We start from the raw sequence: 23,184 nt of genomic DNA, 5'->3' as shown, positions 1-23,184 counted from the left end.
CGAGTCAGCGCCTCGCAGTGCGGTTAAATACAAGTACGTCCCATCCTGTCGTAATCATGAGCGCGCCGCCGGTGCTAAGCGCGACAGCTCCGATATCGCGGAAGTCGAAGGCGTTTAGTTCTTCACCGGTGGCGAGGTCCCAGACGCGTGCAGTGTTGTCGTTGCTGGCGGTGACAGCGACTGCGCGGCCCTCGATCGTGGCACAGGCTACTGCCTCGACGGATTTGGTGTGGCCGGTGAAGGTGGTGATTTCTTCACCAGTGGCGAGGTCCCAGACGCGTGCAGTGTTGTCGTTGCTGGCGGTGACAGCGACTGCGCGGCCCTCGATCGTGGCACAGGCTACTGCCTCGACGGATTTGGTGTGGCCGGTGAAGGTAGTGATTTCCTCGCCAGTGGCGAGGTCCCAGGCCCGCGCGACAGGTGTGCCGGCGGTGACGGCGATTGCGCGGCCCTCGATCGTGGCACAGGCCACCGCCCGCACGGAGCTGGTGTGGCCGGTGAAGGTGGTGATTTCTTCGGCAGTGGCGAGGTCCCAGACCCGAGCGGTCTTGTCGTTGCTGGCGGTGACGGCGACCGGCCGGCCGGCGAGCGTGGTGCAGGCCACCGCCCGCAGCGAGTTGGTGTGGCCGGTGAAGGTGGTGATTTCTTCGGCAGTGGCGAGGTCCCAGACCCGAGCGGTCTTGTCGTTGCTGGCGGTGACGGCGACCGAGCGGCCCCCGACGGTCGTGCTCGCCCCGGCGGCGATTCTGGCGGAGTGACCTAGCGCTGCGGGTGAATCACCCACGCTGGCAAAGAGACGCCAAACCCGTGACGTCTCGTCGATGCCCGCCGTGACGGCTATCGGGTGGCCTTCAATGGTGGAGCAAGATACCGCCCGCACGGAGCTGGTGTGGCCGGTGAAGGTGGTGATTTCTTCGGCAGTGGCGAGGTCCCAGACCCGAGCAGTCTTGTCGCGGCCAGTGGTGACGGCGACCGGCCGGTCATCGAGCGTGGTGCAGGCCACCGCTCGCAGTGAGTCGGTGTGGCCGGTGAAGGTGGTGATTTCTTCGCTAGTGGCGAGGTCCCAGACCCGAGCGGTGTTGTCCTCGCTGACCGTGACAGCGACTGCGCGTCCCCCGAGCGTGGTGCAGGCTACCGCTCGCAGTGAGTCGGTGTGGCCGGTGAAGGTGGTGATTTCTTCGCTAGTGGCGAGGTCCCAGACCCGAGCGGTGTTGTCCTCGCTGACCGTGACAGCGACTGCGCGTCCCCCGAGCGTGGTGCAAGCTGCCGCCATTATCGAGTTGGTGTGGCCGGTGAAGATTGCGTGAACGATGTGAGCAGCGTGCCGTCCAGTGGTCCAGCGTGGTCGCCACTCCAGTGATGCTGACAGCTCCTGGTGGAGGCGTGAAACACGGAAGCGCGCAGCATCGGTAGCAAGGACTTGGCGCCGACGACGGGGCGGTAAATGTCGGTGGCTATCGATCGAGCAGCGGTAGACCGCGGCGGCGAGGACACCCGGTTCCGTGTTTGTGCGATGCAGGGCCAGAAGGAGCGCAGCGGGCTCGGCGTACACAAGGTACTCAGCGTCGGCCACCAGGTTGTCGATTTGACCTGCGAGAGCAGCGTGGGTGGCGAGGTGTCGCAACGCATACGGGTGGGCGCGGGGCCAGTCGCGGCAGCCCCCAAATATGCGCGGCACCCGACTCAGTAGCACCTCGGTGATGGCTTCGTGCATCGCAGTCTCGTCAGCATGCTCACGGAGGTGGTCGGCCAAGGCATGATGGTAGAGCCGGTAGGTGGAACGGCCATCTTCGATGGCTTCGACGACATAGGAGCCTGCGTGCTTGCGTAGCCACAGCAAGTCCTCGTCGGTATAGGAAGTACCGGAGGCGCGGCAGGCCACGGCGGCCCAGATGTCTTCCCAAGGCAGGCCCTGGCCTTCGGCGTAAGCGAGGGGGCGGAGCAAGTCGCTGACGCGGGCAGCGTTGTCGCCGAGTCGGACTTCGAGGTCGTGACGCATCGCCTCGCCAGGCAGCCTGGGAAGGGTTCGGCGCCAGGCCGGATCATTTGGGTCGGCGACCCGTACGTGGGCGGCGAGGGTGGCGCTGGTGATTCGGGCGACCAGGAATGAAGGGTGCGCTGCTTCAGCAACGGCGTCTGCGACAGCGCGGAGCAGCGACGGTGGCGCATTGCGGTAAGGGCTGTGCGCGCTGGTATCCAGCAAACCACGGCCGACGTACGTGGTGAGCGCTGCGAGGTCAGCGTAGCGATCGGCATCTAGATCGACCGTGTCCTCACGGCTAAAGCCCAGGCGCTCGAGTAGAAAGTCTCGGGTGCCGACGAGCAGTCGCAGTCGTCCGGCTGCGTGATCTGCCAGGGGCCGTAGCAGGCGGCGGACGAGATGGTCGGGATCAGTAGCTTCGTCGAGAGCGTCGATGAGCACGGTCAACGGTGTGCTGCGGTCATCGAGTTCTTCCAAAAGCTGGCCGGGGGTGCTGGCATTGGACTGTACGGCGGCGGCGATACCAGAGAGCATCTCTTCGCTGGTGAGGCCTTGAGCGTAGATCGCCACGTCCACCGCGTCCATGTCGGGTACAGCCGCGGCCGGAAGGCCGAGGCCGCCCAGGGGAACAGTGGCGCGCCGGTCAGGATGGGTGAGGGCGGCGATGAGACCGAGAACAGCAGTCTTGCCCGATCCCGGATTGCCAGTGACCACCTGCAGTGGCCGGGCAGCGTCAGGGTGGTGTAGCCAAACGGTGATGTCCAGCAGTGCAGTGTGGCGACCGGTGAACCACCAGCCGCCGGTGCCATTGCTGGTGCCGCCCATGGCGCGGACCAACAACCGAGTACGGAGTTCGGTGTCACGTCGTTCGGCTTGGACCTCGAATTCGCTGGCGTGCTGGAGGGCGAGATCGATCTCGGTCATGCGCGGGTCGTGGCGTGGGTTGGGTAGGAATGGTGGTACCTCGCCGGTGAGGCCGGTGATGCTGTGCCCGATCGTCTGGTAACCGGGTTTGGCTACGCTGGTGTTCATCAACTTCACGAGCGAGTCCAGTGGCAGGGTCGCGGGGTTGTATCCAGCGGTAGGCAAGGCGCGGACCGCTTCGCGCAGCAGCCGTGGGAATGCGCCGGCTCCGGCCTGCTCGGTCGGCTGCGCGGAAGTGATGACGGCCAGGCCCGCCCCGTGGTCGTCACCCCAGGTGCGGGTCATCGTAGTGATCGCGGCGGCGGTGAGTTCGGCGACGCCGTGGCCCGAGTAGCAGGTGTCCAGCATCAGCAGCACCCGTCGGACCCGAGTCCTGAGCAACATGGCGCGTGCCAGGTCAGCAGTCGGTAGTGCGCCGGCGACGTCGTTCGGGTTGGTCTCGGAGGTCAGGAGCAGATGCTCGTGGGTCTCGTCGAGGACTTCGCCGTGTCCACCGATGTAGACGGCGACGATGTCGTCGGGTCGCCGCGCCGCGTCCAAGCAGAAATCCCGCAGCATTGCGGTCAGCTGGTCCTTGTGCGGGTCGAGTCCGAGGGAGCTGATGTGCTTGTAACCGAGGTCATCGGTGAACAGGCGGATGATCTGCTCACGGGCCTCGACGAGTTCGGTCCGGTCCCACTGGGGTGCCTTCGGGTAGTGCGCGACCGCTGCTGCAAGCAAATACCGGCGCGGCTCCTCTGGATCAATAGGCATACAAGCCTCCCGCGATCGCCGCCCCGGTGAGCTCGTCTGTCAGGTATGCGCCGACGGCATGGGCGTGGACACCGTTGTGCACAACCATGTTGATCACTCGTGGCCCGAATCGCGGGCGGAGGTCTTTCTCGAGCGCGACGACGTCACCGCAGTCGACCACGTTCGTCCACGCCAGGTCCTCAGAACCGGGCCAGGCGCCGAGCCCGCTGATGGGGGCCGGATCCAATCGATCGAAGATCAGCTTCTCGATGCCAGCGGCGATCCCAATGTCACCAGCGCCCGCACTGAATGGCCCGGCATCGCCGCCAGGAGCTCATACGCCACCACCGATCCGAGGGAGTGAGCCAACACCACCCGGGTCTCCTCCGTGATCAGCTTGCCCACTGCCGCCCGAGCTGCCTCGCGCAGCTGCTGGTCCTGCAGGTAGAGGCGGACCTGCTTGAGGTCGGATACCATCGCCCGCAGCGCCAGACCGCCGAAAAACCGGGACCGAGACAACTGTCGCAGCGCCGCCTGAACCGATCCTGGCGCCCGCAGCAGCGTGTCCGCGTCCGGTGGTGCCACCTTCGGATCCACCCGCGCCGCCTCCCGCCACCACGCCAGGAGCAGGTCCTCTTCCAGACCGAGAGCGACGTCGTCGACGGTGAACATCGGGTCGCCGACGGCTAACCGTTCCCCTACCGGGCGGAACAGATCCCCGTAGAAGCCCATCACCACGTCGTCCGCGGTGGCGGCGCCCGCATGGCCAGCGCGAGTTAACCCGTCCAAGATAGCTGGCGTCCAGTCACGCAGCAGCGTCTGCTCCCCGGCAACCTGCTGCCCGATGCCGTGCACGCAAACGATCTGCCCCACACCGCCTCCCTCCGAGAGAGCACACGAGTCTAGGTGCGCTACGGCTGGTGATCGCCGGGTACGCTGCGCCCGTTCCACCAGTGCCTGTCGATCACTCGAATGGCTCAGCGGCTTGGAGGGGCGTGGGACGCAACGCCGAGCAATAAAGAGCCTAGTTGTAACCGGCCAAGGTCTTGGAACGTGGCCGCCGTGGCAATCGGTTCCTGTGAAGCGATCATTCTGGCTGTATGTGCTCGCTTGTCATTGGGCTAGGTGAGGGTGAAGCCGGCTCGGCGGCCTCGGCAGGGTTGTTGTTCGTCTATGTTCTCTTCAACTCGTTCGCTGCCTGGACAGTCATCTCGGCGGGTTCTGTACGCCAAGGTCCCCAACCGTCGTCGCCGCCCTCGCCCGTCGATGCATGCGAGTTCTATGCTGCGGTAATGAGTGAGCAGTCGGTCGACGACAGGGCCGATATCCGGCAGCATCTTGACTTCACAAAGGCGGAATGGATCCGGGCTGAGCCGAAGGGCGCGACCGTCGACGACTGCATCGAGTACGCCTTCATCGGGCACACCGACGGCGTCACCTACACCGCCATGCGGGTGTCGACGGATCCGGACAGCGTCCTGGTCTTCACCCCCTCGGTGTGGCGCGAGTTCGTCGCGGGCGTCATCGACGGTGAGTTCGACCTGACCGAAGAAATCGCGAAGGCTTGAGCGTCAGCCGTTCTCAGTGACGTCCGGTTCACCCATGCCTTGGTTGAACGCCGCTGCGAACTAGGTCGCGAGCGTGCTCGGAGAGCAGGGCACCCATCCGGGAGGCCGGGTGGCGTTGTCTGGTCCTAACCGCTCCGCAAGGGCATCCCTGGGGCTGAGTCGCTGTCGTCGGTCTGTTTGGGCGGTGCACTGCTGGCTTTCGTCATGGGGCAGGACGCGGTGTGGTCTCGGTTTGGGCAGGTGGAAGGGGGCGGGATGCACACGTTGAGCGGGGCGGAGTTTGTGCGGGTGTGGCTGCTCGTCGGCGTGGTTCGCTGTTAAGTTCTGGTGGTCCGGTAGGGGTGTGAGGTTTGCTTTCTATGCGTGAATGTCGACGAGTGAGTTTCAGGATTGGTTTTGTCCGTCAGATGCGACCGCGTTTCTCCGTGACAACCGACCGCACCCGGTTCGGTGGGGAGGCTTGTGTTCGCGAGATTCGACCGCGCCGCTCCCCGGCTCGTGAGGCGGGCATTCCAGCTACCCTTGCCATCCTTGCTCGTGTGAAGGTAGGTCAGGGTTGTGTCGTTCGACAGCTGTCGCGGGACCACCGCGCTTCCGGCGGATGGACCACCAACATCAGGTGATCCACGCAGAGAACATGTTCCAGATCCACCTTGCGGGGCGATCATGGCGACGGCAAGCGAATGTCGGGTAGCGCCGACGAGCGGCCTGACCTTCGTGCCCGAACCTGCTCGCCGCGTTCAGTCTGAGGCAGTCACGAGACGGTATCTGGGACAAGCGCAGCAGCGCAGGCTGAGCAGCCTCCTTATTGTCGGCTCAAACCGCGACGTGCGTACGATCAATGTGCGTCTGCTGGTGGTTGGGAGGTGTGCATGAGTCCGTGGCTGCAGGTCGGCGCGACATTTCTGGTGGGGGTGCTCACAGCGACTGGTGCACTTCTGGGTGTGAGGATGAACGGAAGGGTGGGAGATCGAGCCACCGAGCAACGCGAGGCGCAGGGACGTCGCGAGGAGTGGTCCAAGCGATTCTACGAAATCTTGGCGTATGTGGTTGACGAGTCGCCGCGGAAGCGTGCCGCGGGTCTCCATCTCATGTCGGCGCTGGCGGAATCGGACCTCGCTGGTCCGGACGAGTTGAAGCTAATGGGGGTGCTCGCAGACCGGGTGTTGAACCCATTGCTCAGGGAGATTGAGCAGGGAGCACACACCGACGTGCAGGTGGACGACGGGAGTACCCAGCATGCGTGAGTCGCTACGTCCCACGGCCGAACAGATCGCAGCCGCCCGCCTTCGAGTTGTTCTGGACCAGCGGAACGGACGGCCAACGTTGCCCATAGTCGCGGAGTTGGCCCGGATGTCTGCCGACGACGAGGAAGGGGCAGCTCCTGCTTCGTCGGCGGGATCTGCCTCGGAGTCCACCAGCGCGCTGGCCACCGAGGGAAGTACGGAACCGCAGGCACCGGATGGTCGATGGCTTGGTCAAGCGGTGCGACGTACGCAGAGTGTCGCTGGCACCCGTGTCCCCGCGGTACGTCAACCAGAACAGGCGCCGCTACTGACTTCGCCGGCCCCAGAACTGACTGTGCGAGAACGTAAGGTTCTTGAAGTGATCCGAAGCTCTGTGGAACGTCTTGGGTACCCACCGAGCGTACGCGAGATTGGGGAGGCAGTCGGGCTCACTTCAACCTCGTCGGTGGCATATGTGATGCGCTCGCTGGAGCAGAAGGGCCTCCTACGCCGCGTTCCGAACTTGGCTCGTGTGCTCGGCACACGTCCTTCAAGGTTTGATCCTGAGGCACCTACTGAGGCTATCTCCGAGCTTGGCTCCACATCGTCGTCTGAGGGGCGGACCAATGCGGCTGATACGGCCAAGCCAGCGCCAGTCGGTGAGCATAAGCCGAGGCTGGGCTTTGTGCTGGACATCGTCGGTTTCGGGCGACGCAGCGGCGAGGAGCAAGAGGATCTGTACCGCCGGATTGACACCCTAGTAAACCGGGTGATCGCTGACCTGGGCTTCTCCGACGCGGACATGGATGGCGCCGACGCTGGCGATTCGAAAGTGGTGTTTCTACCGGTGGGAGTGACGTCGTCACGCGTGGTTCCACGTCTGATTTCGGCGCTAGCCGAACGCCTTGCCCAGGACAACCGCCGCTACCGCGACCGCATGCGGCTGCGGATGGCCATCGGCAGCGGCCTCGTCGGCGCTGGCTCACTCGGCTTCACTGACGAACTGGTCGTGAATCTCCACCGTATGGTTGATAGCACGGTTCTTCGCGCCGCGATCATGGACAATGAGGATGCGGTCCTTGCACTCCTACTCACCGATACCATTCGCGACGAGGTCATCCGCCCCGGTTACCTCGACGCGACAGACTTCACTCGCGTCGAGATCACGACGAAGGAGTTCACAGGGTTCGTGTGGCTCCAACTCTCCTATGGACGTTAGAACCTATCGCGTGGGTCTTGTTGCCAATATCCTCTCATGTCGCATATCGGTCGTTCGGGAACGCAGCGTTCGCGAATCGCCTGCGATAACCTGTTCCTTTTCTGCACTGCTGTCGGTGGTCCCACGACTCGCAACGTGGTGGTCCTGCAATGGCGTGCGACACAGGTGGAGCACCCAGAGCGAAGCGGAGGACGGACGACCTGGCGGCGTGTCGATCAGCGGCCACGCTTGATCACGAAGAGCACCATAGTGCGGTCGAAACTGATCGACATTGATCATGGCAGGTGATCAACATGTGCGGTCAGAATCCACGAACAAGTGCGTTCAAAACTCGCCGACATAATCACAGGGATGCTCAGACATCGCTTGCCTGGCAGCGCTCGGTGTCGGAGGAGTTGGTCGACGGCGTTGGTGAGGTTGTTGTTGAGTTCTTCGATGAAAGCCAGTCGCGGCGATGGTCGTGGTGGGAGCGTCCGGCTACGTCGGCGCTACTGGCCGCTGCCGAGGGTAGAGATCGTGAGCTTGATGCTGTGGTGGTGGGAGAGTATGAGCGGGCGTTCTATGGTGATCAGTTCCGGGACGTGGTCGCTCGGCTGAATGCCGTGGGTGTGCAGGTGTGGTTGCCCGAGGTTGGTGGTCCGGTGGAGTTGGACAGGCCGGTTCACCTGGCGTTGATGACGTTGCTGGGTGCGCACGCACAGCGCGAGGTGGGCGCGGGCTCGTTATCGGGTGTTGGCGGCGATGAGTACCCAGGCACGGCGACAGGGTCGTTTTCTGGGCGGCCGCCCGCCGTATGGGTACCGGTTGGCCGATGGCGGCGCCATCCGAACGTTATTCATGCGCGGTGGGGACGGCGGCTGCATGTGCTGGAGCCGGACCCGGGTACCGCGCCATGGGGGCCAGCCATGCTTGGATCTTTTGCATGACCTCTGCTGGCCGCGGCGCGGTCGAAAGGACCCCGAACTCCCGGTACTCCGGATGGTTCACGGGCAAGGGTGGGAGTCCGTCCTCGCGTAGGCGGACGACCGGGTAGCCGGCGTCGAGGAAGTCGCGGCTCTTGCGCTCGTCAACCTCTGATTTGTCGGCGTGCCAGTACGCCCCGTCATACTCGATCACCACTGTGCGTCCCGCGACTTCGACGCTGATGTCGGCCGTCCAGGACCGGGCTGCGGGGCCGGTAGTGCGCAAGATCGCGCCGGACCGGGCCTGGCCGAATGTGTCGATAGCCGCTTGATAGTGGGCTAGTTCGACGCGCGACTTGCCTGCCTCGCGGCATTCCGGGCAGTCGCCGCCGCTCGAGCGCGAGCTCAGCGACATCTGCCACACGTGCGCTGGGTTGATGGGACAAACCCACTCAGGTGTAAAGGTGAGCGTGGCGTGTGGGCGTATGTGCCAGGCGCTGACTGGATTCACCGGGCTCCAGGTGGCAGCGAGGTCCGGACTCTGCCAGGCGAGCGAGCCGAGGATGGTGCGGCATGTCGGACAGCGGAGCCGCTGGTACTTGTCGCGATCGCGAACTGATTCTTGCCATTCGTGTCCGCAGCATTTTGCAAGCCACCACACTGTCCGTTTCGAGTCCCAGACCACATTCTGTGGAGTCAGCTTGCCGTTTCGGGTCGGATGCCACTGACCGGCGATCTCGGGAAGGGTGTCAGCGAGCCACTTCTTGTTTGCGGCGGTCTTCTTGCCACGGCAGTGTGGACAGCCCGAGTCGAGAAGGCGCCCTGGCGCGATCCGCGGATAGTGCCCGCTGTCACAGCGGAACCGTCGAAGCCTCGAGTCCCCGACCATCACCTCGCGGGGAGACCCTTCATCTGCCCACATTGCCAGCAGCTCTGGGACCTCGGAGACAGGGGTGACATCCCAGCGCGCCAGTGTTTCTCGCCATTCGCTCTGCTCCCGGCTCCTGCAATCTGGGCAAGAGGGTGCCAGGGCCATCTCCCTGACCTTCGCCGTGAAACGAAGGGAACACTGCGGACAAATCCAGTGACACAAACGAGTTGCCCGGACAGTCACTGTCTTGAGCGTCGTTTCATCGTTCCGATCGTGATCCCACCACTCGAGGGCTGGTGACTCCGAGTCGGTAAGGAAGGTCTTCGCGGCGGCGGGAGTACTGGGGACCGAGGCTCGGGTGTTGCGCGAGCACGTGCATCCCCACCCAGTGTCGGAGACGCGGTCGACGGCGAGCTTCTGGCAGGCCCGGCATTTCGTCACCATTACAGTGCTGGAGGTGATGACTTCGTCGAAGACTCTTACGAGGTCGAAGTTGTGGGCGTCGAGATGAGCCATGAGCCGTTCCATCGGCCACTGTCTGGAACTCAGGGAGTCGCGGACTGTGTCGGTCGGGACTGCTTCGAGGATCTGCTCTGGCGTGTGTTGCAGAAGATCGCTGATCGCTCGTTCAAAGGTGCTGAGTAGGCTTGTGTCGTTGCGTGTACCCCAGCGCCGAAGAAAGCAAGCGCGGCAGGTCTTCTCGCCGGATCGGTTCTTGTCGAGGATGTGCTCGAGGCGGTAGTGCGCCTGCACACCGCAGGTCAAGCATGTCGTGAGCCACCACGCTCGAAGCCCGGGGAATGGTTCGTCGGCACGAAGCCCAGCATTGTAGATGAACTCGCCGATGCAGTCGCGGCACCACGCCGGCTTTGTTCGCGTCGAGAACGCGGCCGAGTTCGAACACGTGCTGGTTGAGCACTCCTGCATGGCAGCGCGGGTCATCGCACCTCCTGTCGTCGACCGTTCATCGTCCCCAAGGTCATCTTTGTGACCGACGTGAGCAAATCGTGACGTCAGGACCGATGTCGCAAGGCATGCCGGAATCGGGAAATTCCAGGGGTAGCTGAGGTGAACGCCTGCCGCATGTTGATGTTGACGCGGGGCGGCCTGAGCACTGAGCGTGAAGTTCGTCCAGGCAGTCCTACGGAGACAAGGTTGCCCAGGCAGAGTCAAGAGGCCACCAGCGATTGTCTGTTATAAGCCGAACTCGTCTACGAAGCCACGACGAATGATTGCTATGGCTGGGCTAGTGGGTGGGGTTGTCCGGTCATTGCGGCGAGTGCGGTGGCGACGGTTTGGAGGTCGGCTTTGATGTAGGTGGTGGTGGCGGGGCCGGTGTTGTCGGTGTGGCCTGCGTAGGCGCGGGCGATGCCGTAGCCGTAGTGGCGTTCGACCCAGGTGAGGGTGGTGTGGCGGAGCCAGTGGGTGGAGATGCCTTGGTTGGCGATCCAGGGGAGTTGCTGGCCGAGGCGTTTCCAGAGGTGGTCGTAGCGTCGGGTGGTGAGTGCCCGGCCGTCGCGGTAGCGCAGCAGGCGCTCGCCTGGTTCGAGTGCGCCGCGGGCGGTGGCGTGGTCGGCGAGGCGGCTGGCGAGCAGTGGGCTGATGGGTTGCCAGCGGAGTGTGCCGCCTTTCTCTGCGAGGCGGACGAGGCATTGGGTGGTGTCGAGGTCTGTGAGGCGGAGGGCGAGTGCTCCGCCGCGGCGGCAGGCGGTTTCGGTGTGGAGGCGGAGCAGGAGTGCGTCGAGGACGGGGTCGTTGCCACTGCAACGGGCGGCGGTGTTGATGTGGTCGAGTTCGGTGGCGGTGAGTGCGCGGCGTGGGCTGGGGAGTCGGCGGGGTTTGGCGACGCGGTGGGCGGGGCTTGCCGCGGCGGGGATGAGGTCGTCGGCGATGGCGCGGTTGAAGATTGCGCGGGCGGCGGCGATGACGTGTTCGCTGGCGTGGCGCCCGTTGCGGGTGTTGCGGCGGGTTCGGGCGTGGGTGGCGGCGTCGTGCTGCATCGCCTCGATGTCGGTGGCGGTGATTTGGTCGAGGCGCCGGTTGCCCCAGGCTGTGGCCATGCGTGTCCAGTAGTTGCCGTAGGTGCGGGTGGCGCCGGGGCCTGCGGCGGCGATGACCTGGGGGAGGTAGTCGGCGAGGGTGGGGATGCCGGGTGTCTCGGCTGGGTTGTCCTGGAGGTCGGCGAGGGTGACGCCTAGTTCGGCGAGTGTCTGGCGGGCGGCGCGGATCTGGGCGGGGTCAGGCGTCATGATCCAGTCCGGTTATGTCGCGGTAGTGCTCGGTCAGGAGGTGGGCGACGGTCGTGCCGGGGTGGACGATGAGCAGTTGTTCGCGGATGGAGGCGGCGAGGACGAGGGGTCGGTCGGGTTTGATCCCGCACAGGTGGCGTGCGGCGGCGGGAAGGGTGAGAGCTCCGCTGGCATCGATGGCGTGCGGGCCGGAGGGTTCGGGTGCGATCACGATCAGCCCGTGCAGCGTGTCCAGTGAGAGTCGCCGGCCGGGGTGCCAGCCGAGTGCGCGGAACAGGAGGCGTTCGTTGACGCGGCCGGTCCGGTCGATGCGGACGGCGCCGATCAGCAGGTCAGGGCCTGATTCCACCGGCAGACGCGGCTCGGGCAGGGTCGGCAATCGGGCAGGTTGGGGGCGGCGCTGGGTGCTGTCGGGCACCAGTGCCGCGATCAACTGCTCCCGAGGCGGGACTGCACGTGCGGCCCCGGGGACGCGTTGTCCCACCATGTCATGGTGGTCCCCGGAATGATCGACACAAACCCCGCGACGCCAGGATCACCCGTTCGTGAGGATTGGGCGAGGCTATTCGAACCTTGAGCTGGAAGAAGCCTTGACTTGTTGCACTCGTCGGCGGCAGTCGTGTCACATGGTCCATGTGTCGATGGTCGCTGTGCATGTGTCATCAAGCCTCAAATTTGGCTGGATACACATCGAGCTTCTGTCACCCGCATGCTTCACAGGTGATAACACCAGTCTCAGGATTAGCTCATAGACACGTCATGTGTCGTATTAAGAGGAGGGCTGGTGCCATCCCGTCACTCGAGCGGCGGTCGTTTCCTCACATGGGAGACCGCCACGATCGATGTGGGGAGGTATCCGTGGCAAGAGGACGTCGTCGCAAGACTCCGTTCAGGGCTTGGGGAGTGGTTCTCGCGGTCCTGGCATACTATTTTTATTCGGAACGGCTGTGGCAGCCTTTGCTTTTCGCACTCGCAGCCTTGCTGCTCTACTTGACCGTAGTTCGGCTGACTCGTTGCAGGGTCGAGACGGTCAAGCATCGGCCGTGTCTCTGGCTTGTTCGGGGTATCGTCGGCACGTGCGACTTCCACGTCGGTTACAAGCGCGGGCTTCCTGTTCTTGTCCGCGGTAGGGGTTTTCTTGGGCTTCCGACCTTGATGTGGCCGCGTGACACCTTTAATCGTGGTGCCTTGCCAGAGCGGCAACCAAGCTCGGCTGTCCGCGGCGCGGCAGCCATGTCTTCGAGGGCGGACAGGCCGGGTTACGACTGGGCGATGATGTCCATCGCTGGGGCGAGCATGTTCGTAGCGATCGCCGCGTTTATCAGAGACCTGATCGTCGGCTGAAGTCATCGGCGAATCGGGCTTGTCGCTGGGCTCGCCCACCAGATGGAGTGCTTGGTGGAGCCGGATCAGGCCGCATGGAGACGCCAGTTGCCTGCCGTGCAGCCAGGCGAATGCTCGACGGTTGCTTGATGAACGTCGGACGGAGCGGTTAGCGCAACCAGGGCGTCTCCGATGATCGGAATGGTTGATCAAAGGGGAGCACGATGTTGGTGAGACGACGCGTAGACGATGATTCACGTTACGTCTGCTCGTGAGTTCGTCGTGCACATTTCCAGAAGTCGTCTGCAGCAAGGGGAATCCGGAAAGCCTGGCATTACGCCGCGACCAGGCGGACAGGAACTGAACGAGGTCCAGTAATCACCTCCGAGGACGCGGAGGTCGGGATCGGCCAAGACGTTGATGCGGTCGGCCTCGCGTCCCTGCAACGGATTGTCACGTCAGGGGAGCAGGCGTATGGCGAGTACGGTTCCATCCGGGTGAATTGATACGGGGCCGCCCCATGAGCTGTCCCAGGAATCGCTGGGCCAGGCGGAGCGGTGCTCGTAGATCTTGTGGCGGTACTGCGTCACTCGTCCGTGAGCCAGGAGATCGAATAGTGCGATCTCTACGCCAGAGAAGGCTTCCACGCGGGTGCCGTTCAGTCGGAAGACGTGGTCGGTGCCGACGAAGCGTTTGCCGAGGAGGGTGTGGTTCGCGTCCTGCACGCTACCGGTGGCCGCGTGCGTGAAGCCGATGAAGTGCTTCCGTCCCTGGCGCTCGGTCAGGTACTGGGCGGTCGCTTCGCCATTGCCGGCGAAGGCTGTCAGTCCGGCGGCGGCCGTTCGTGCGAGCACGCGCCCGAACCATTCGTAGTGATCCGGTGTGACATGGAAGCCGGGGATAGAGATACGGGCTTCGTCACCGTTGGAAGGCAGGTGGATTTGGGGGAAATGGTTGACGTCGCTGAGCTCGGCATCCAGGTCGCTACCCTCAGCGCTGGGATTGGCCAGCCAGCCGCCACTTCCCTCGGCGCAGAGGGCGTGCACGGTGACGTGGCCATCTAGGGGCAGCTCAGTGCTGAAGATCAGGCAGGGGGTCTCGTTCCATGGTCCGACGTGCACCGCCTCCACATGAGCCGATGCAGACGCGAGTTGGACGTGGGAGTGTGCGGCGTTGCTGTGGTTGCCCTTACAAGCGATCGGCAGTACTAACGAAGGCGCTCCCGGCTTCCACAGCTCGGCGAAGAACTGCGGGCGGTACCGGTAGTTCTGTCGTTGTCCCTTGTCTCTGCTGGTCAAGGCCCAGCCTGCGCGCAGCGCCGTGTCCGCGGGCACGACGGAGACGACGCGATCCGGATATCGTTGCGCCAGGATCCGCCTGGCCAGTACCAGTGCGAAGCCGACTCCGAGTTCGCTCGACTGGACGGCCTTGTAGTAGTCCGCCGTCTCCTTGCCCTCAGCGGATAGCTTCAGGAAGGAACCTGTGTCGCCGGTCAGCGCTTGGCTGTACTTCAGTGCGCCCCAGTGCTCGGCGAGTCCGCGCGCGGCGCCTCGTCTGGCCAATGCGATGGCTCTGCCGAGTACATGCAGCACGTCCCACGGTGTCAGCGGCGAGGATTTGTCTCCCCACGCACGTAACGGATGGAGTTCGGGCTTCCGCCTTAGGACTTCGGCATCGTCTTTGGCGCTGCTCTCCTCATCTCGCTTCTTTGCGCGCCTTTCGTCGTCGTCAGCTGCTGCGGCGGCCACAGCGCCAACTAAAACGGGATCCGAATGGAGGGAGACGTTCGAGCGTTGCGCTAGATCCCTCAGCACTTGCTCCGCGGGCTTCAACATCATTTTCCTTATGCGCCCTCTACGTCGACCTGGTCGCACTACGCGTGATCAACACCGACACACAACGATACGTTCTCGATCACGGGCGTGGTTCCGCTCAAGGAGTGAGGTATGTCGATGATCTTGGGGTGTAGTCGACGACCAGAGTTTGAACCCTGCCCAACCGCCGTGCCGGACGGAGCCTCCATCTCGGGTCCGGAAACGAAAACTGGTGATCGTCATCGCGTTCTGCGTGGTTCTCGTGGTGGGCATGGCCACGTTCATCGTCATCAGGGTCTTGTCGCCGACGTGCCCGTCGAGCAGCCACGAGCAGGTGAACCAGCTACGAACCCGCGTTCCAACAGGTCGCCGTCCGCCGTCGGCCGAGGTTCGACCGCTGCCTGGGGGACGAAGGTGGTGACCGACCACGGCCAGACCGTCGACGGAGCCTGTCGTTTGATCGCGAGAGAACCCCACGTGCTGGCCGGACGTGTCGGGTGCGATCACGATCAGCCCGCGCAGCGTGTCCAGTGAGAGCCGGCGGCCTGGGTGCCAGCCGAGCGCACGTAAGAGGAGGCGCTCGTTGACGCGGCCGGTCCGGTCAATGCGTACGGCGCCGATCAGCAACGGGGCCTGATTCCACCGGCAAGCTCGGCTCGGGCAACGCCGGTAGCCGGGCAGGTTGGAAGTGGCGCTGGATGCTGTCGGGTGCCAGTGCCGCGATCAACTGCTCCCGAGGCCGGACGGCTCGTGCGGTCCCGGGGACGCGTCGCCCCACCATGCCATGGTCTCGCCTGGTTCGGTCCGCGCAACCCCTGCGATGTCTGAATCGCCCGTCTGTGACGGCGCAGCGCGATCTTTGTCTTCGGAGATGTCAGGCTGAGCGCATCGTGTCCATGTCCGGAGGTTCTTGTGCTGCAGACGGGGCTGATCGTCTCCAGGGAGGTGTCGCGTGGAGTGGTGGCGATCCCACCCAGCCTCCGGTCACTTTGTCTCTCGGGGCGGTCCTCAGTAAGGCGCGGAAGCCTGCTTCGGTGGCGCACTCGCGGGCAAGCTTGGCGACGTAGGCCTCGGTGTAGCCGTAGTCGCGGTGTGGCTCGTCGTAGAGGCAGTACCTTTCTTCGGTCCTCTCGGGATGCGGATCTCCCACCTTCGGCCGCACACCGATCTTTTTCGAGGCGGTTGTGAAGTGGTTGGTGTTGAACACGAACGGGATCCGGTCTTGAACTGCTAGCGCGGCCTGTGTCGGCCGGAGCAACCCGTGTCCGACGACCGGGCGTTTCTGTTCGCGGACGACTACGTAGCCTTTTCTGCCGATCGCCTCGACGGCGGCCCGCTGTTCGTCGGTCAGGTCGTCATAGCGGGTGAACTGGACCGCGAGCGCGTCCGGGTCCTTGGGCGCGAGTTCCTGGAGCACTCGCAGCCGGAAGTCGTACCGAGGGTCCCGGGCGACGGATGCGTCGAGGCCGGCGTCGTAGTCGGCGATGAAGGTCCGCAGCGGTACGGGTAGCTGTGAGCGCAGCCGTCGCAGGGTGCGTTCGCCCTCGTCGTGAAGCTTCCGACGAAGGCCGGGAACCGCAGACGGGTGGCGAGGGACGATCCGGTTCCGAATTGGCCAGTGAGTTCCTGCTCGTAGTTGAGCAGGAGCGCCTGGCTCTGGCCGCTCACGGCGACGGCGAGTGCTTGCTGCTCGCGGGCGTACCGGTGCTCGATCTTGTTGCGCAGCGCAACGAAGAACTCGAGATTGGCCCGCACCGCGTCGGCCTTGTCGGGCCAGCGATGCCGCACGCAAGTGGCTAGATCCTAGCGCTTCGGTTCACCGTCGACCCGTTCCAGCCGCCGTGCTCGTCCCCGAGCGCGCCAGTACCGGAAGTCAATGCTGTCCCGAGTGAGTTCGGCGTGCAGGAGGTAATGCCAGGCAAGGTGCATGTGGACTACGAAGCCCTCGAAGGAACGAACCTCCGAAGAGTCGTTGTACAAGCGCACGGCAAGCTGCGCTTCATCGCGAGAAGCGCCGACCATGTGCATAAATCGTGGTCACGGTGGCATGAGATGAAGGTCGGGATTATGTCACCGACTGTTACTGGCCTGCCCTGCTCGTGGCAGATGCCAAAGGCGGGGCGAGACTAGCCCTCATCCAAGCGAGGCGACTACGTGAGCGAAGGATCTCTACCCTAACGTAAGGTGAGGGTTGCTGATGGCCTTCGCCTTCGAACTTTGAGCCCAGGAGTGTTCCTTGCGTGCAGGACTGGCCGCTGTGACTGCTCCGGGTTAGCCCTCTCGGGCGGGCGATGCCAGGACAGGCTGACAAGCGCCATCCGCTCTCACCAAGTCCTCAACACGCCATGGAGGCGTGAGCTCACTTAGCGCCCTGCGGGGGCGCCCGAGAAAGTCAGGTCGTCTGCCTGTGCCGAATCTTGCGTCTCGGACGCCGTCGCGTCTGCGTGTTTCGAGGCCCTTGTGGTTGTCGCCGAAGGTGGCTCGTACGGAGATCCTTGCCGGCCTGGTGGTCGCGCTCGCGCTGATTCCCGAGGCGATCTCGTTCTCCATCATCGCGGGCGTCGACCCGAGCGTCGGGCTGTTCGCCTCGTTCACCATGGCGGTGGTGATCTCGATCGTCGGCGGTCGCCCGGCGATGATCTCCGCCGCGACCGGTGCCATCGCACTCGTCGTCGCGCCGCTGGCTCGGGAACACGGTCTCGGCTACCTGGTCGCCACGGTCATCCTGGGCGGGCTGTTCCAGATCGTGCTCGGCTCGTTGGGCGTGGCCAAGCTGATGAGGTTCGTCCCGCGCAGCGTCATGGTCGGTTTCGTCAACGCGCTGGCGATCCTGATCTTCCTGGCGCAGGTGCCTGAGCTGATCGACGTACCATGGCCGGTGTATCCACTGTTCGCGGCCGGACTTGTGGTGATGGTGCTGTTTCCCAAACTCACCAAGGTGGTCCCAGCGCCACTGGTGTCCATTGTGGCCTTGACGGCGCTGACGATCGCTGCGGGCATCGCGATCCCGACTGTTGGAGACAAGGGTGCGCTACCGTCCTCGCTGCCGGTGCCGGGCGTGCCGGACGTGCCGTTCACCTTCGCCACTCTCGGCCTGCTCGCGCCTTATGCGCTCGCGTTCGCGCTCGTCGGGCTGATGGAATCGTTGATGACTGCGAAGCTGGTCGACGACATCACCGACACCCATTCCAACAAGACTCGCGAGGCCGTCGGCCAAGGAATCGCGAACGTCGTCACCGGGATCTTCGGCGGCATGGGCGGCTGCGCCATGATCGGCCAGACCATGATCAACGTGAAGACCTCGGGAGCGAGGACCCGGCTCTCGACGTTCCTGGCCGGGACTTTCCTGATGATCCTGTGCATCGTCTTCGGCCCGCTCGTCTCGCAGATCCCGATGGCCGCCCTGGTGGCCGTCATGGTCCTGGTCGCGTTCGGCACCTTCGACTGGCACAGCATCGCCCCGGCCACCCTGAAGCGGATGCCCGCGGGCGAGACCATCGTCATGGTCGTCACCGTGGGCGTCGTGGTGGCCACCGACAACCTCGCCATCGGCGTCGTGGTCGGCTCGATCGTCGCGATGGTGATCTTCGCCCGCAGGGTCGCGCACCTGGTCGACGTCACCGCCGTCCTCGATCCGGACGGTACCCAGGTCGTGTACGCGGTCACCGGCGAGCTGTTCTTCGCCTCCAGCAACGACTTGGTCTACCAGTTCGACTACGCCAACGACCCGGACAAGGTCGTCATCGACCTCACCGGCGCCCACATCTGGGACGCCTCCACCGTCGCCGCCCTCGACGCGATCACCACCAAGTACGAATCACGAGGCAAGACCGTCGAGATCGTCGGCCTGAACAAGCACAGCGCCCGCATGCACGGGACACTCTCCGGTGAACTCGTCGGCGGTCATTGACCGCTTGAGCTCTGGAACAGGTTGTCCAGGTGGGCGCCCAGCATCCTCTCGGCGGCGTGAACGGTGAGCTGTCCGATGAGGACACTCGTACCGGCGCCGTGGCTGAGCGCCACCAGATGTGCGGCGGCGAGATCGACCTCCGTGTCGATGGCCAGCTGGCCGTCGGCTTGAGCGCGCTGCAGGGCGTCCACGAGCCGGCGGTGTAGCCCGTCGACCGAAGTCGCGAAGGGTTCGGCTGCCAGGCCCGGATCGGTCATCGCGAGTGCCGCGTAGGCGGAGCCGACCAGATGGAAGGCTCTGCTCTCGTCGTCGGTGGGCAACGCTTCGGCGAGGAACGCCTCGACGAACGCTCGCGGCGGCGCTGGATCGGATAGCGCGGCCAAACGTCGCTGCCAGCGCTCGTGACTTTGCCGCTCCAAGTGCCGCAACGCGCCGAGAAGTAACTGTTCCTTGGTCTCGAAGTAGTACTGAACAAGACGCAGTGACACTCCGGACTCCGAGGCGACCGCCCGCATCGTCACGGCGTGCAGGCCATCGCGGGCCGCGACCCGTACCAGCGCGTCGGCGATCTGTGCGCGGCGCTGCTCGTGGTCGACCGTCTTGGGCACTCGTCTCTCCCTTCTCCGTGCCGCGTGATGATACGCGTGTATATGATACGTATGTACCATAACGTCATGACGCGTTCCGACCGCGACAAGATCGTCCTCGCTTTGGCCTGTAGCGCCCAGTTCATGGTCGTCCTCGACATTTCCGTCGTGAATGTCGCATTGCCCGCGATACAGCTGGCGCTCGGCTTCCACGGCGACGCCTTGCAATGGGTGGTCAACGCTTATGCGCTTCCGTTCGCCGGCCTTCTCCTGCTCGGCGGGCGCTTGGCAGACCTGTACGGCCGGAAGCGTGTCTTCCTCGCTGGCCTCGCGTTGTTCACTGGAGCGAGTCTTGTCGGCGGGCTCGCAGACAGTGCTGGATTGCTCGTCGCGGCGAGAGCTGTACAAGGGATCGGCGCGGCGGTGCTGGCACCCGCCACGCTCACTGTCCTCACCAGCACCTTTCCCGAGGGGATCGCGCGCAGCCGGGCGCTGGCGCTGTGGACGGCGGTAGGAGTCGCCGGTGGAACCGCGGGGAACCTCTTGGGCGGCCTTTTGACGGAGTTCTGGTCCTGGCGTTCGATCCTGCTGATCAACGTTCCGATCGGCATGGCCGCCGTGGCCTTGGCCGTGCGCTCTTTGGCGGGTCATGGGCGGCCGGCGACTCCACCACGATTGGACTTCCTCGGCGCGGTCTTGGCGACGACCGGCTTGATCGCTCTGGCCTACGGCGTCGACCAGGCCCGTTCCGTCGGCTGGTCGGCGCCGGCGGCCCTCGTGCCGTTGGGGATGGCTGTCACGGTGCTCGTAGGTTTCGTGGCGATCGAAGCGAAAGCCGCGGTGCGTCCGTTGTTCCCGCTGCGGTTGTTCCGGTCGCGGGCGATCAGCGTCGGCAACGTGATGATGCTGCTCGCCGGGGCGTGTTTGAACCCGATGTGGTTCTTTCTCGCGCTCGCGATGCGGGACGTCCTGCAGTACGGACCGGTGAAGACGGGGCTCGGTTTCCTCCCGCACACCTTGGTCACGATCGCCGTCGCGGCTTGGCTGACGCCTTGGCTGATGCGCTACCTGGACAGCCGGACTTTGGTGGCTACCGGTGCCGTGCTGGCCGCGCTGGGCTTTCTGTTGCAGAGCCGCCTCGGAGTGGGCAGCGACTATCTAAGAGGCATCTTCACGCCCGCTGTCGTTTTTCGATCGGAGGAGGCATCCTCAACACCCCGCTCACCACGGCGGTCACCTCCGGGGTCGATGTCGCGGACGGCGGCGCCGTCTCCGGATTGATGAACACCACGAAGCAGGTTGGTGGAGCGCTCGGCCTCGCGATCTTGGTGTCCGTCGCGGGACCGGTGAATCACCGGAAGGCATTCTTGATCATTGCCGCGCTGATGCTGATGGTCGCCGTGCTCGCTTTCCTGCTCCCTGCACGTCGCGATGGCCGGGTGGCTGAATGAGCGGGAGTGCAAACCAGGCCGGGGTACGTGAGCTTCCGTGGTTTCACACGGGCTTCGGCGCTCTCGCAAAGACCGCCGCCACCGTGCCGAAGGCGAGGCAGATCGCGATGATCACCGCCATCGGGAGAGCACTTCCGGTGCCGAAGGCGCCGACCAAGGGGGAGGTGATCCCGCCGAGCAAGAACTGCCCGCCTCCGAGCAACGCGGACGTCGCTCCGGGCGCATCGCGTCCGAGTTCTTGTGCCGACGTCATGACGGCAGGGAAGTAGAGCCCGAAAGCCATGATGAACGCGAACAGACACGACCAGGTCAGCGCCAGGGAGTTCACGCCCAGGAGTGTCGCGCCGACCAGAAACAGGATGGCGACCAACCCGCCCGAGATTCCCGTGAGGAGCAGGATTTCCACGGTGAAGCGACGGACCAGTCGTCCGAAGAGGAAGCTTCCGGCCATGCTGCCGACAGCGTTGACGCCGTAGATCAAGCTGGTCAGGCCAGTGGACGCGCCATGAACCTCGTGGAAGACGAACGAGGACCCGGCGAGATAGGTGAAGACGCCCGCGCAGCCGAAACACAGACTGAAAACCTGCCCCATGAGCCGCCGGCGCCGGAGTAGGACGCCGACCATCCTCACCGTGGCGACCGGCCCACCTTTGCTTCGTCGCAAGCGCGGTAGTGACTCCGGGACCCACAGAAGGACACCTCCGACGAGCAGGAGGCCGACCGCGGCGAGCACCCCGAACACCGCGCGCCAGGATGAGACGCTCAGTATCGCGCCGCCGAGCATGGGGGCAAGGATCGGCGCAGCCGAGCCGATGGCGGCCAGAGCGGAGAACCTCTTGGCCGCGGTGTCCCCCTGAAAGAGGTCGGTGATCACCGCCCGGGCGACGACGATGCCCGCGGCTCCCGTGATGCCCTGGCAGAGCCGAGCCGCGTTCAGTACCTCGATGGTTGGCGAGACGGCGCATAACGCGGAGCAGACGGCGAACGCCGTGCTGCCCCAAAGAAGTACTCCGCGTCTCCCGACCGCATCACTGAGTGGTCCGAGTAGAAGCTGTCCGGCCACGACGCCGATCAGGAACATCGTGAGCGACAGCTGTGCCGACGACACGCTCGCCCCGAGCGATCTGCTCAGATCGGGGAGGCCGGGAACATACATGTCCGTCGCCAAAGGAGCGACCGCCGTGAGAGTGGCGAGAACAATGATGATCAAGCCGTCACGTGAACGGTGCGTGACACCCGAAGTGGGCGAATCGTGTGTGGTGCGTGTCACCGCGCACTCGTCCAGCGGCCTGTGCGCGGCGGGGTATGCGAGGTCAGCGTAGCCATGAGAGCAACGCTAACACTTCGTAGTCCCTCGACGTTTCCCTAGTGGCAGAGTCGAATTGGCACGCTTTCGCGTACTATGGCACTCAGGGTGGGGGAGAGGTACTGGGGCTGTTGGGGGCAAACTGGGAGGTGGGTTTGAGCTACACCTACGACCCTGAGCTTACGAGAGCATTGGCGATGCTGCCCGATGTGGATCTGGCCGACCTGGACGGCACCAGAGCGAAGCTCAGGTCGGCTGAAGTCGACGTATCGAATGGCTTTCTTCCTTGCGGCGTAGACGTTTCCGAACGGACGGTCCCCGGTTTCGGCGAGGAACCGGACGTTCCGGTCCGGATCTATCATCCGGCCGGAACCGGCGGTCGATCCGCGGTGCTGCTCTACCTGCATGGCGGTGGGTTCGTTCTCGGTGGCCTGGACACGGTCCACGCGACGGCAGCGGAGATCACCGCCGAGACCGGCGTGGTCGTCGTCTCCGTGCGGTACCGGCTCGCTCCGGAAAATCCCTTTCCCGCGGCGCTGAAGGACTGTCTCTGTGTGCTGTCGCGGGTGGTGGCCGGAGACACGGGAGTCGACGCGGATCCTCGCCGGATCGGGGTGGGCGGCGACAGCGCCGGCGCAGGTTTGGCCGCCGGGGTGGCCTTGGCCGCACGGGATGGGAACGGGCCGCCGGTCGGTTTTCAGTTGCTCAACATGCCCGCTCTGGACGATCGGCTCGAAACACCCTCGATGCGGACATTCGTCGACACGCCACTGTGGACGCGCGCGCAAGCCCTGCTTAGTTGGCAGTATTACCTCGCCGAGGGCAAAGAAAACGGCGGGGTGGGCTGGGCGCGGTACGCGGCACCGGCACGCATTGACGACCTCACTGGCCTGCCGCCGGCCTACGTCGCCGTATGCGAATTCGATCCGCTCAGGGATGAGGGGCTCGACTACGGGCGCCGTCTAGTCGAGGCGGGTGTGAGCACCGAAATCCACCTCTACCCGGGGACTTTCCATGGCTGTACAAGGATTCCCCGCGCCGATGTGGCGCGTCGGATGCGTAACGATGCGCACTCGGCAGTTCGTCGAGCGTTGCTGCCCGGGTCGTCGCGCTGAACCTTC

At 64.6% G+C, this 23,184-nt stretch carries 17 protein-coding genes and 2 pseudogenes; 8 read left to right on the top strand and 11 right to left on the bottom strand.

Translation table 11 applies throughout. The annotated features are described in order from the left end of the window. Positions 1-4: 4 nt before the first annotated feature. Genes DMC64_RS38955 through DMC64_RS38950 form a run of 3 tightly spaced genes read right to left on the bottom strand, consistent with a single transcriptional unit; the run spans position 5 to position 4,510 of the window. The gene (locus DMC64_RS38955) at positions 5-3,658 is read right to left on the bottom strand and encodes a caspase family protein (RefSeq protein WP_125737600.1); all 3,654 of its coding nucleotides are present in this window, start codon (positions 3,656-3,658) and stop codon (positions 5-7) included. Continuing rightward, positions 3,648-3,884 (bottom strand): hypothetical protein, encoded by a 237-nt coding sequence (locus DMC64_RS43120; protein WP_199755241.1) that lies wholly within the window; start codon positions 3,882-3,884, stop codon positions 3,648-3,650. Before DMC64_RS43120 ends, DMC64_RS38955 begins: the two co-directional genes overlap by 11 nt. 11 nt (positions 3,885-3,895) lie before the next feature. Beyond that, the gene (locus tag DMC64_RS38950; protein ID WP_199755240.1) at positions 3,896-4,510 is read right to left on the bottom strand and encodes a hypothetical protein; all 615 of its coding nucleotides are present in this window, start codon (positions 4,508-4,510) and stop codon (positions 3,896-3,898) included. Between the two features lie 419 nt (positions 4,511-4,929). On the opposite strand from DMC64_RS38950, the gene DMC64_RS38945 reads away from it, so the two are divergent. The 4 genes and pseudogenes from DMC64_RS38945 (at position 4,930) to DMC64_RS43445 (ending at position 7,650) form a co-directional block, all read left to right on the top strand. After that, a complete protein-coding gene (locus tag DMC64_RS38945) occupies positions 4,930-5,205 on the top strand; it encodes a DUF397 domain-containing protein (protein ID WP_125737599.1) in 276 nt (91 codons plus the stop codon). Positions 5,206-6,077: 872 nt separating this feature from the next. Beyond that, a complete protein-coding gene (locus DMC64_RS38940; RefSeq protein WP_125737598.1) occupies positions 6,078-6,452 on the top strand; it encodes a hypothetical protein in 375 nt (124 codons plus the stop codon). Further along, positions 6,445-6,951, top strand: a pseudogene (locus tag DMC64_RS43735) (hypothetical protein); the annotation flags it as partial. The gene DMC64_RS38940 and the pseudogene DMC64_RS43735, both read left to right, overlap by 8 nt. Positions 6,952-7,116: 165 nt before the next feature. Further along, entirely contained in the window at positions 7,117-7,650 is a 534-nt protein-coding gene (locus tag DMC64_RS43445; protein WP_233629994.1) for a hypothetical protein, read from the top strand. An 831-nt stretch (positions 7,651-8,481) separates the two neighbouring features. Here DMC64_RS43445 and DMC64_RS38930 read toward each other — a convergent pair. The 6 genes and pseudogenes from DMC64_RS38930 to DMC64_RS43730 all read right to left on the bottom strand — a co-directional run bounded on the left by DMC64_RS38930 (position 8,482) and on the right by DMC64_RS43730 (position 16,831). Continuing rightward, positions 8,482-10,365: a zinc-ribbon domain-containing protein gene (locus tag DMC64_RS38930; RefSeq protein ID WP_199755238.1), complete on the bottom strand. Its 1,884-nt coding sequence runs from the start codon at positions 10,363-10,365 to the stop codon at positions 8,482-8,484. Between the two features lie 293 nt (positions 10,366-10,658). Beyond that, a complete protein-coding gene (locus tag DMC64_RS38925; RefSeq protein ID WP_125737597.1) occupies positions 10,659-11,672 on the bottom strand; it encodes a site-specific integrase in 1,014 nt (337 codons plus the stop codon). Beyond that, positions 11,662-12,105 carry a hypothetical protein gene (locus DMC64_RS38920; protein ID WP_125737596.1) on the bottom strand — a complete coding sequence of 148 codons (444 nt, stop codon included), beginning with the start codon at positions 12,103-12,105 and terminating at the stop codon, positions 11,662-11,664. Before DMC64_RS38920 ends, DMC64_RS38925 begins: the two co-directional genes overlap by 11 nt. Before the next feature lie 1,348 nt (positions 12,106-13,453). After that, positions 13,454-14,833 (bottom strand): hypothetical protein, encoded by a 1,380-nt coding sequence (locus DMC64_RS38915; RefSeq protein WP_125737595.1) that lies wholly within the window; start codon positions 14,831-14,833, stop codon positions 13,454-13,456. 850 nt (positions 14,834-15,683) lie between these two features. Further along, positions 15,684-16,226: a hypothetical protein gene (locus tag DMC64_RS43110; protein ID WP_199755237.1), complete on the bottom strand. Its 543-nt coding sequence runs from the start codon at positions 16,224-16,226 to the stop codon at positions 15,684-15,686. Next, a pseudogene (locus DMC64_RS43730) lies at positions 16,157-16,831 on the bottom strand (DUF3644 domain-containing protein). The gene DMC64_RS43110 and the pseudogene DMC64_RS43730 overlap by 70 nt, the downstream one beginning before the upstream one ends. A 454-nt stretch (positions 16,832-17,285) precedes the next feature. On the opposite strand from DMC64_RS43730, the gene DMC64_RS38905 reads away from it, so the two are divergent. Then, the gene (locus DMC64_RS38905) at positions 17,286-18,719 is read left to right on the top strand and encodes a SulP family inorganic anion transporter (protein ID WP_233629980.1); all 1,434 of its coding nucleotides are present in this window, start codon (positions 17,286-17,288) and stop codon (positions 18,717-18,719) included. Here DMC64_RS38905 and DMC64_RS38900 read toward each other — a convergent pair. After that, positions 18,713-19,327 carry a TetR/AcrR family transcriptional regulator gene (locus DMC64_RS38900; protein ID WP_125737593.1) on the bottom strand — a complete coding sequence of 205 codons (615 nt, stop codon included), beginning with the start codon at positions 19,325-19,327 and terminating at the stop codon, positions 18,713-18,715. The two genes, DMC64_RS38905 and DMC64_RS38900, sit on opposite strands and share 7 nt — an antisense overlap. Before the next feature lie 123 nt (positions 19,328-19,450). Here DMC64_RS38900 and DMC64_RS38895 point away from each other — a divergent pair, with 123 nt between their 5' ends. Continuing rightward, a complete protein-coding gene (locus DMC64_RS38895) occupies positions 19,451-20,587 on the top strand; it encodes an MFS transporter (RefSeq protein WP_233629979.1) in 1,137 nt (378 codons plus the stop codon). Beyond that, positions 20,587-20,757, top strand: coding sequence for a hypothetical protein (locus DMC64_RS43440; protein ID WP_233629978.1), 171 nt, complete (start codon positions 20,587-20,589; stop codon positions 20,755-20,757). The genes DMC64_RS38895 and DMC64_RS43440 overlap by 1 nt, the downstream gene beginning before the upstream one ends. 43 nt (positions 20,758-20,800) lie before the next feature. On the opposite strand, the gene DMC64_RS38890 is transcribed toward DMC64_RS43440, so the two are convergent. Continuing rightward, entirely contained in the window at positions 20,801-22,027 is a 1,227-nt protein-coding gene (locus DMC64_RS38890; protein ID WP_125737592.1) for a multidrug effflux MFS transporter, read from the bottom strand. Between the two features lie 191 nt (positions 22,028-22,218). On the opposite strand from DMC64_RS38890, the gene DMC64_RS38885 reads away from it, so the two are divergent. After that, the gene (locus DMC64_RS38885) at positions 22,219-23,178 is read left to right on the top strand and encodes an alpha/beta hydrolase (protein WP_125737591.1); all 960 of its coding nucleotides are present in this window, start codon (positions 22,219-22,221) and stop codon (positions 23,176-23,178) included. Positions 23,179-23,184: the final 6 nt, after the last annotated feature.

Source organism: Amycolatopsis sp. WAC 04197, from assembly GCF_003947475.1.
Taxonomy (GTDB): Bacteria; Actinomycetota; Actinomycetes; order Mycobacteriales; family Pseudonocardiaceae; genus Amycolatopsis; species Amycolatopsis japonica.
The sequence above is the reverse complement of the archived record's forward strand: the minus strand, read 5'-3'. Positions and strand labels throughout refer to the sequence as shown.

What these genes read in the sequence shown, in the direction of transcription:
- DMC64_RS38955 (WP_125737600.1), bottom strand. Translation starts at nt 3,658, where the DNA reads ATGCCTATTGATCCAGAGGAGCCGCGCCGGTATTTGCTTGCAGCAGCG.
- DMC64_RS38945 (WP_125737599.1), top strand. Translation starts at nt 4,930, where the DNA reads ATGAGTGAGCAGTCGGTCGACGACAGGGCCGATATCCGGCAGCATCTT.
- DMC64_RS38940 (WP_125737598.1), top strand. Translation starts at nt 6,078, where the DNA reads ATGAGTCCGTGGCTGCAGGTCGGCGCGACATTTCTGGTGGGGGTGCTC.
- DMC64_RS38930 (WP_199755238.1), bottom strand. Translation starts at nt 10,365, where the DNA reads ATGACCCGCGCTGCCATGCAGGAGTGCTCAACCAGCACGTGTTCGAAC.
- DMC64_RS38925 (WP_125737597.1), bottom strand. Translation starts at nt 11,672, where the DNA reads ATGACGCCTGACCCCGCCCAGATCCGCGCCGCCCGCCAGACACTCGCC.
- DMC64_RS38915 (WP_125737595.1), bottom strand. Translation starts at nt 14,833, where the DNA reads ATGATGTTGAAGCCCGCGGAGCAAGTGCTGAGGGATCTAGCGCAACGC.
- DMC64_RS38895 (WP_233629979.1), top strand. Translation starts at nt 19,451, where the DNA reads ATGGTCGTCCTCGACATTTCCGTCGTGAATGTCGCATTGCCCGCGATA.
- DMC64_RS43440 (WP_233629978.1), top strand. Translation starts at nt 20,587, where the DNA reads ATGAACACCACGAAGCAGGTTGGTGGAGCGCTCGGCCTCGCGATCTTG.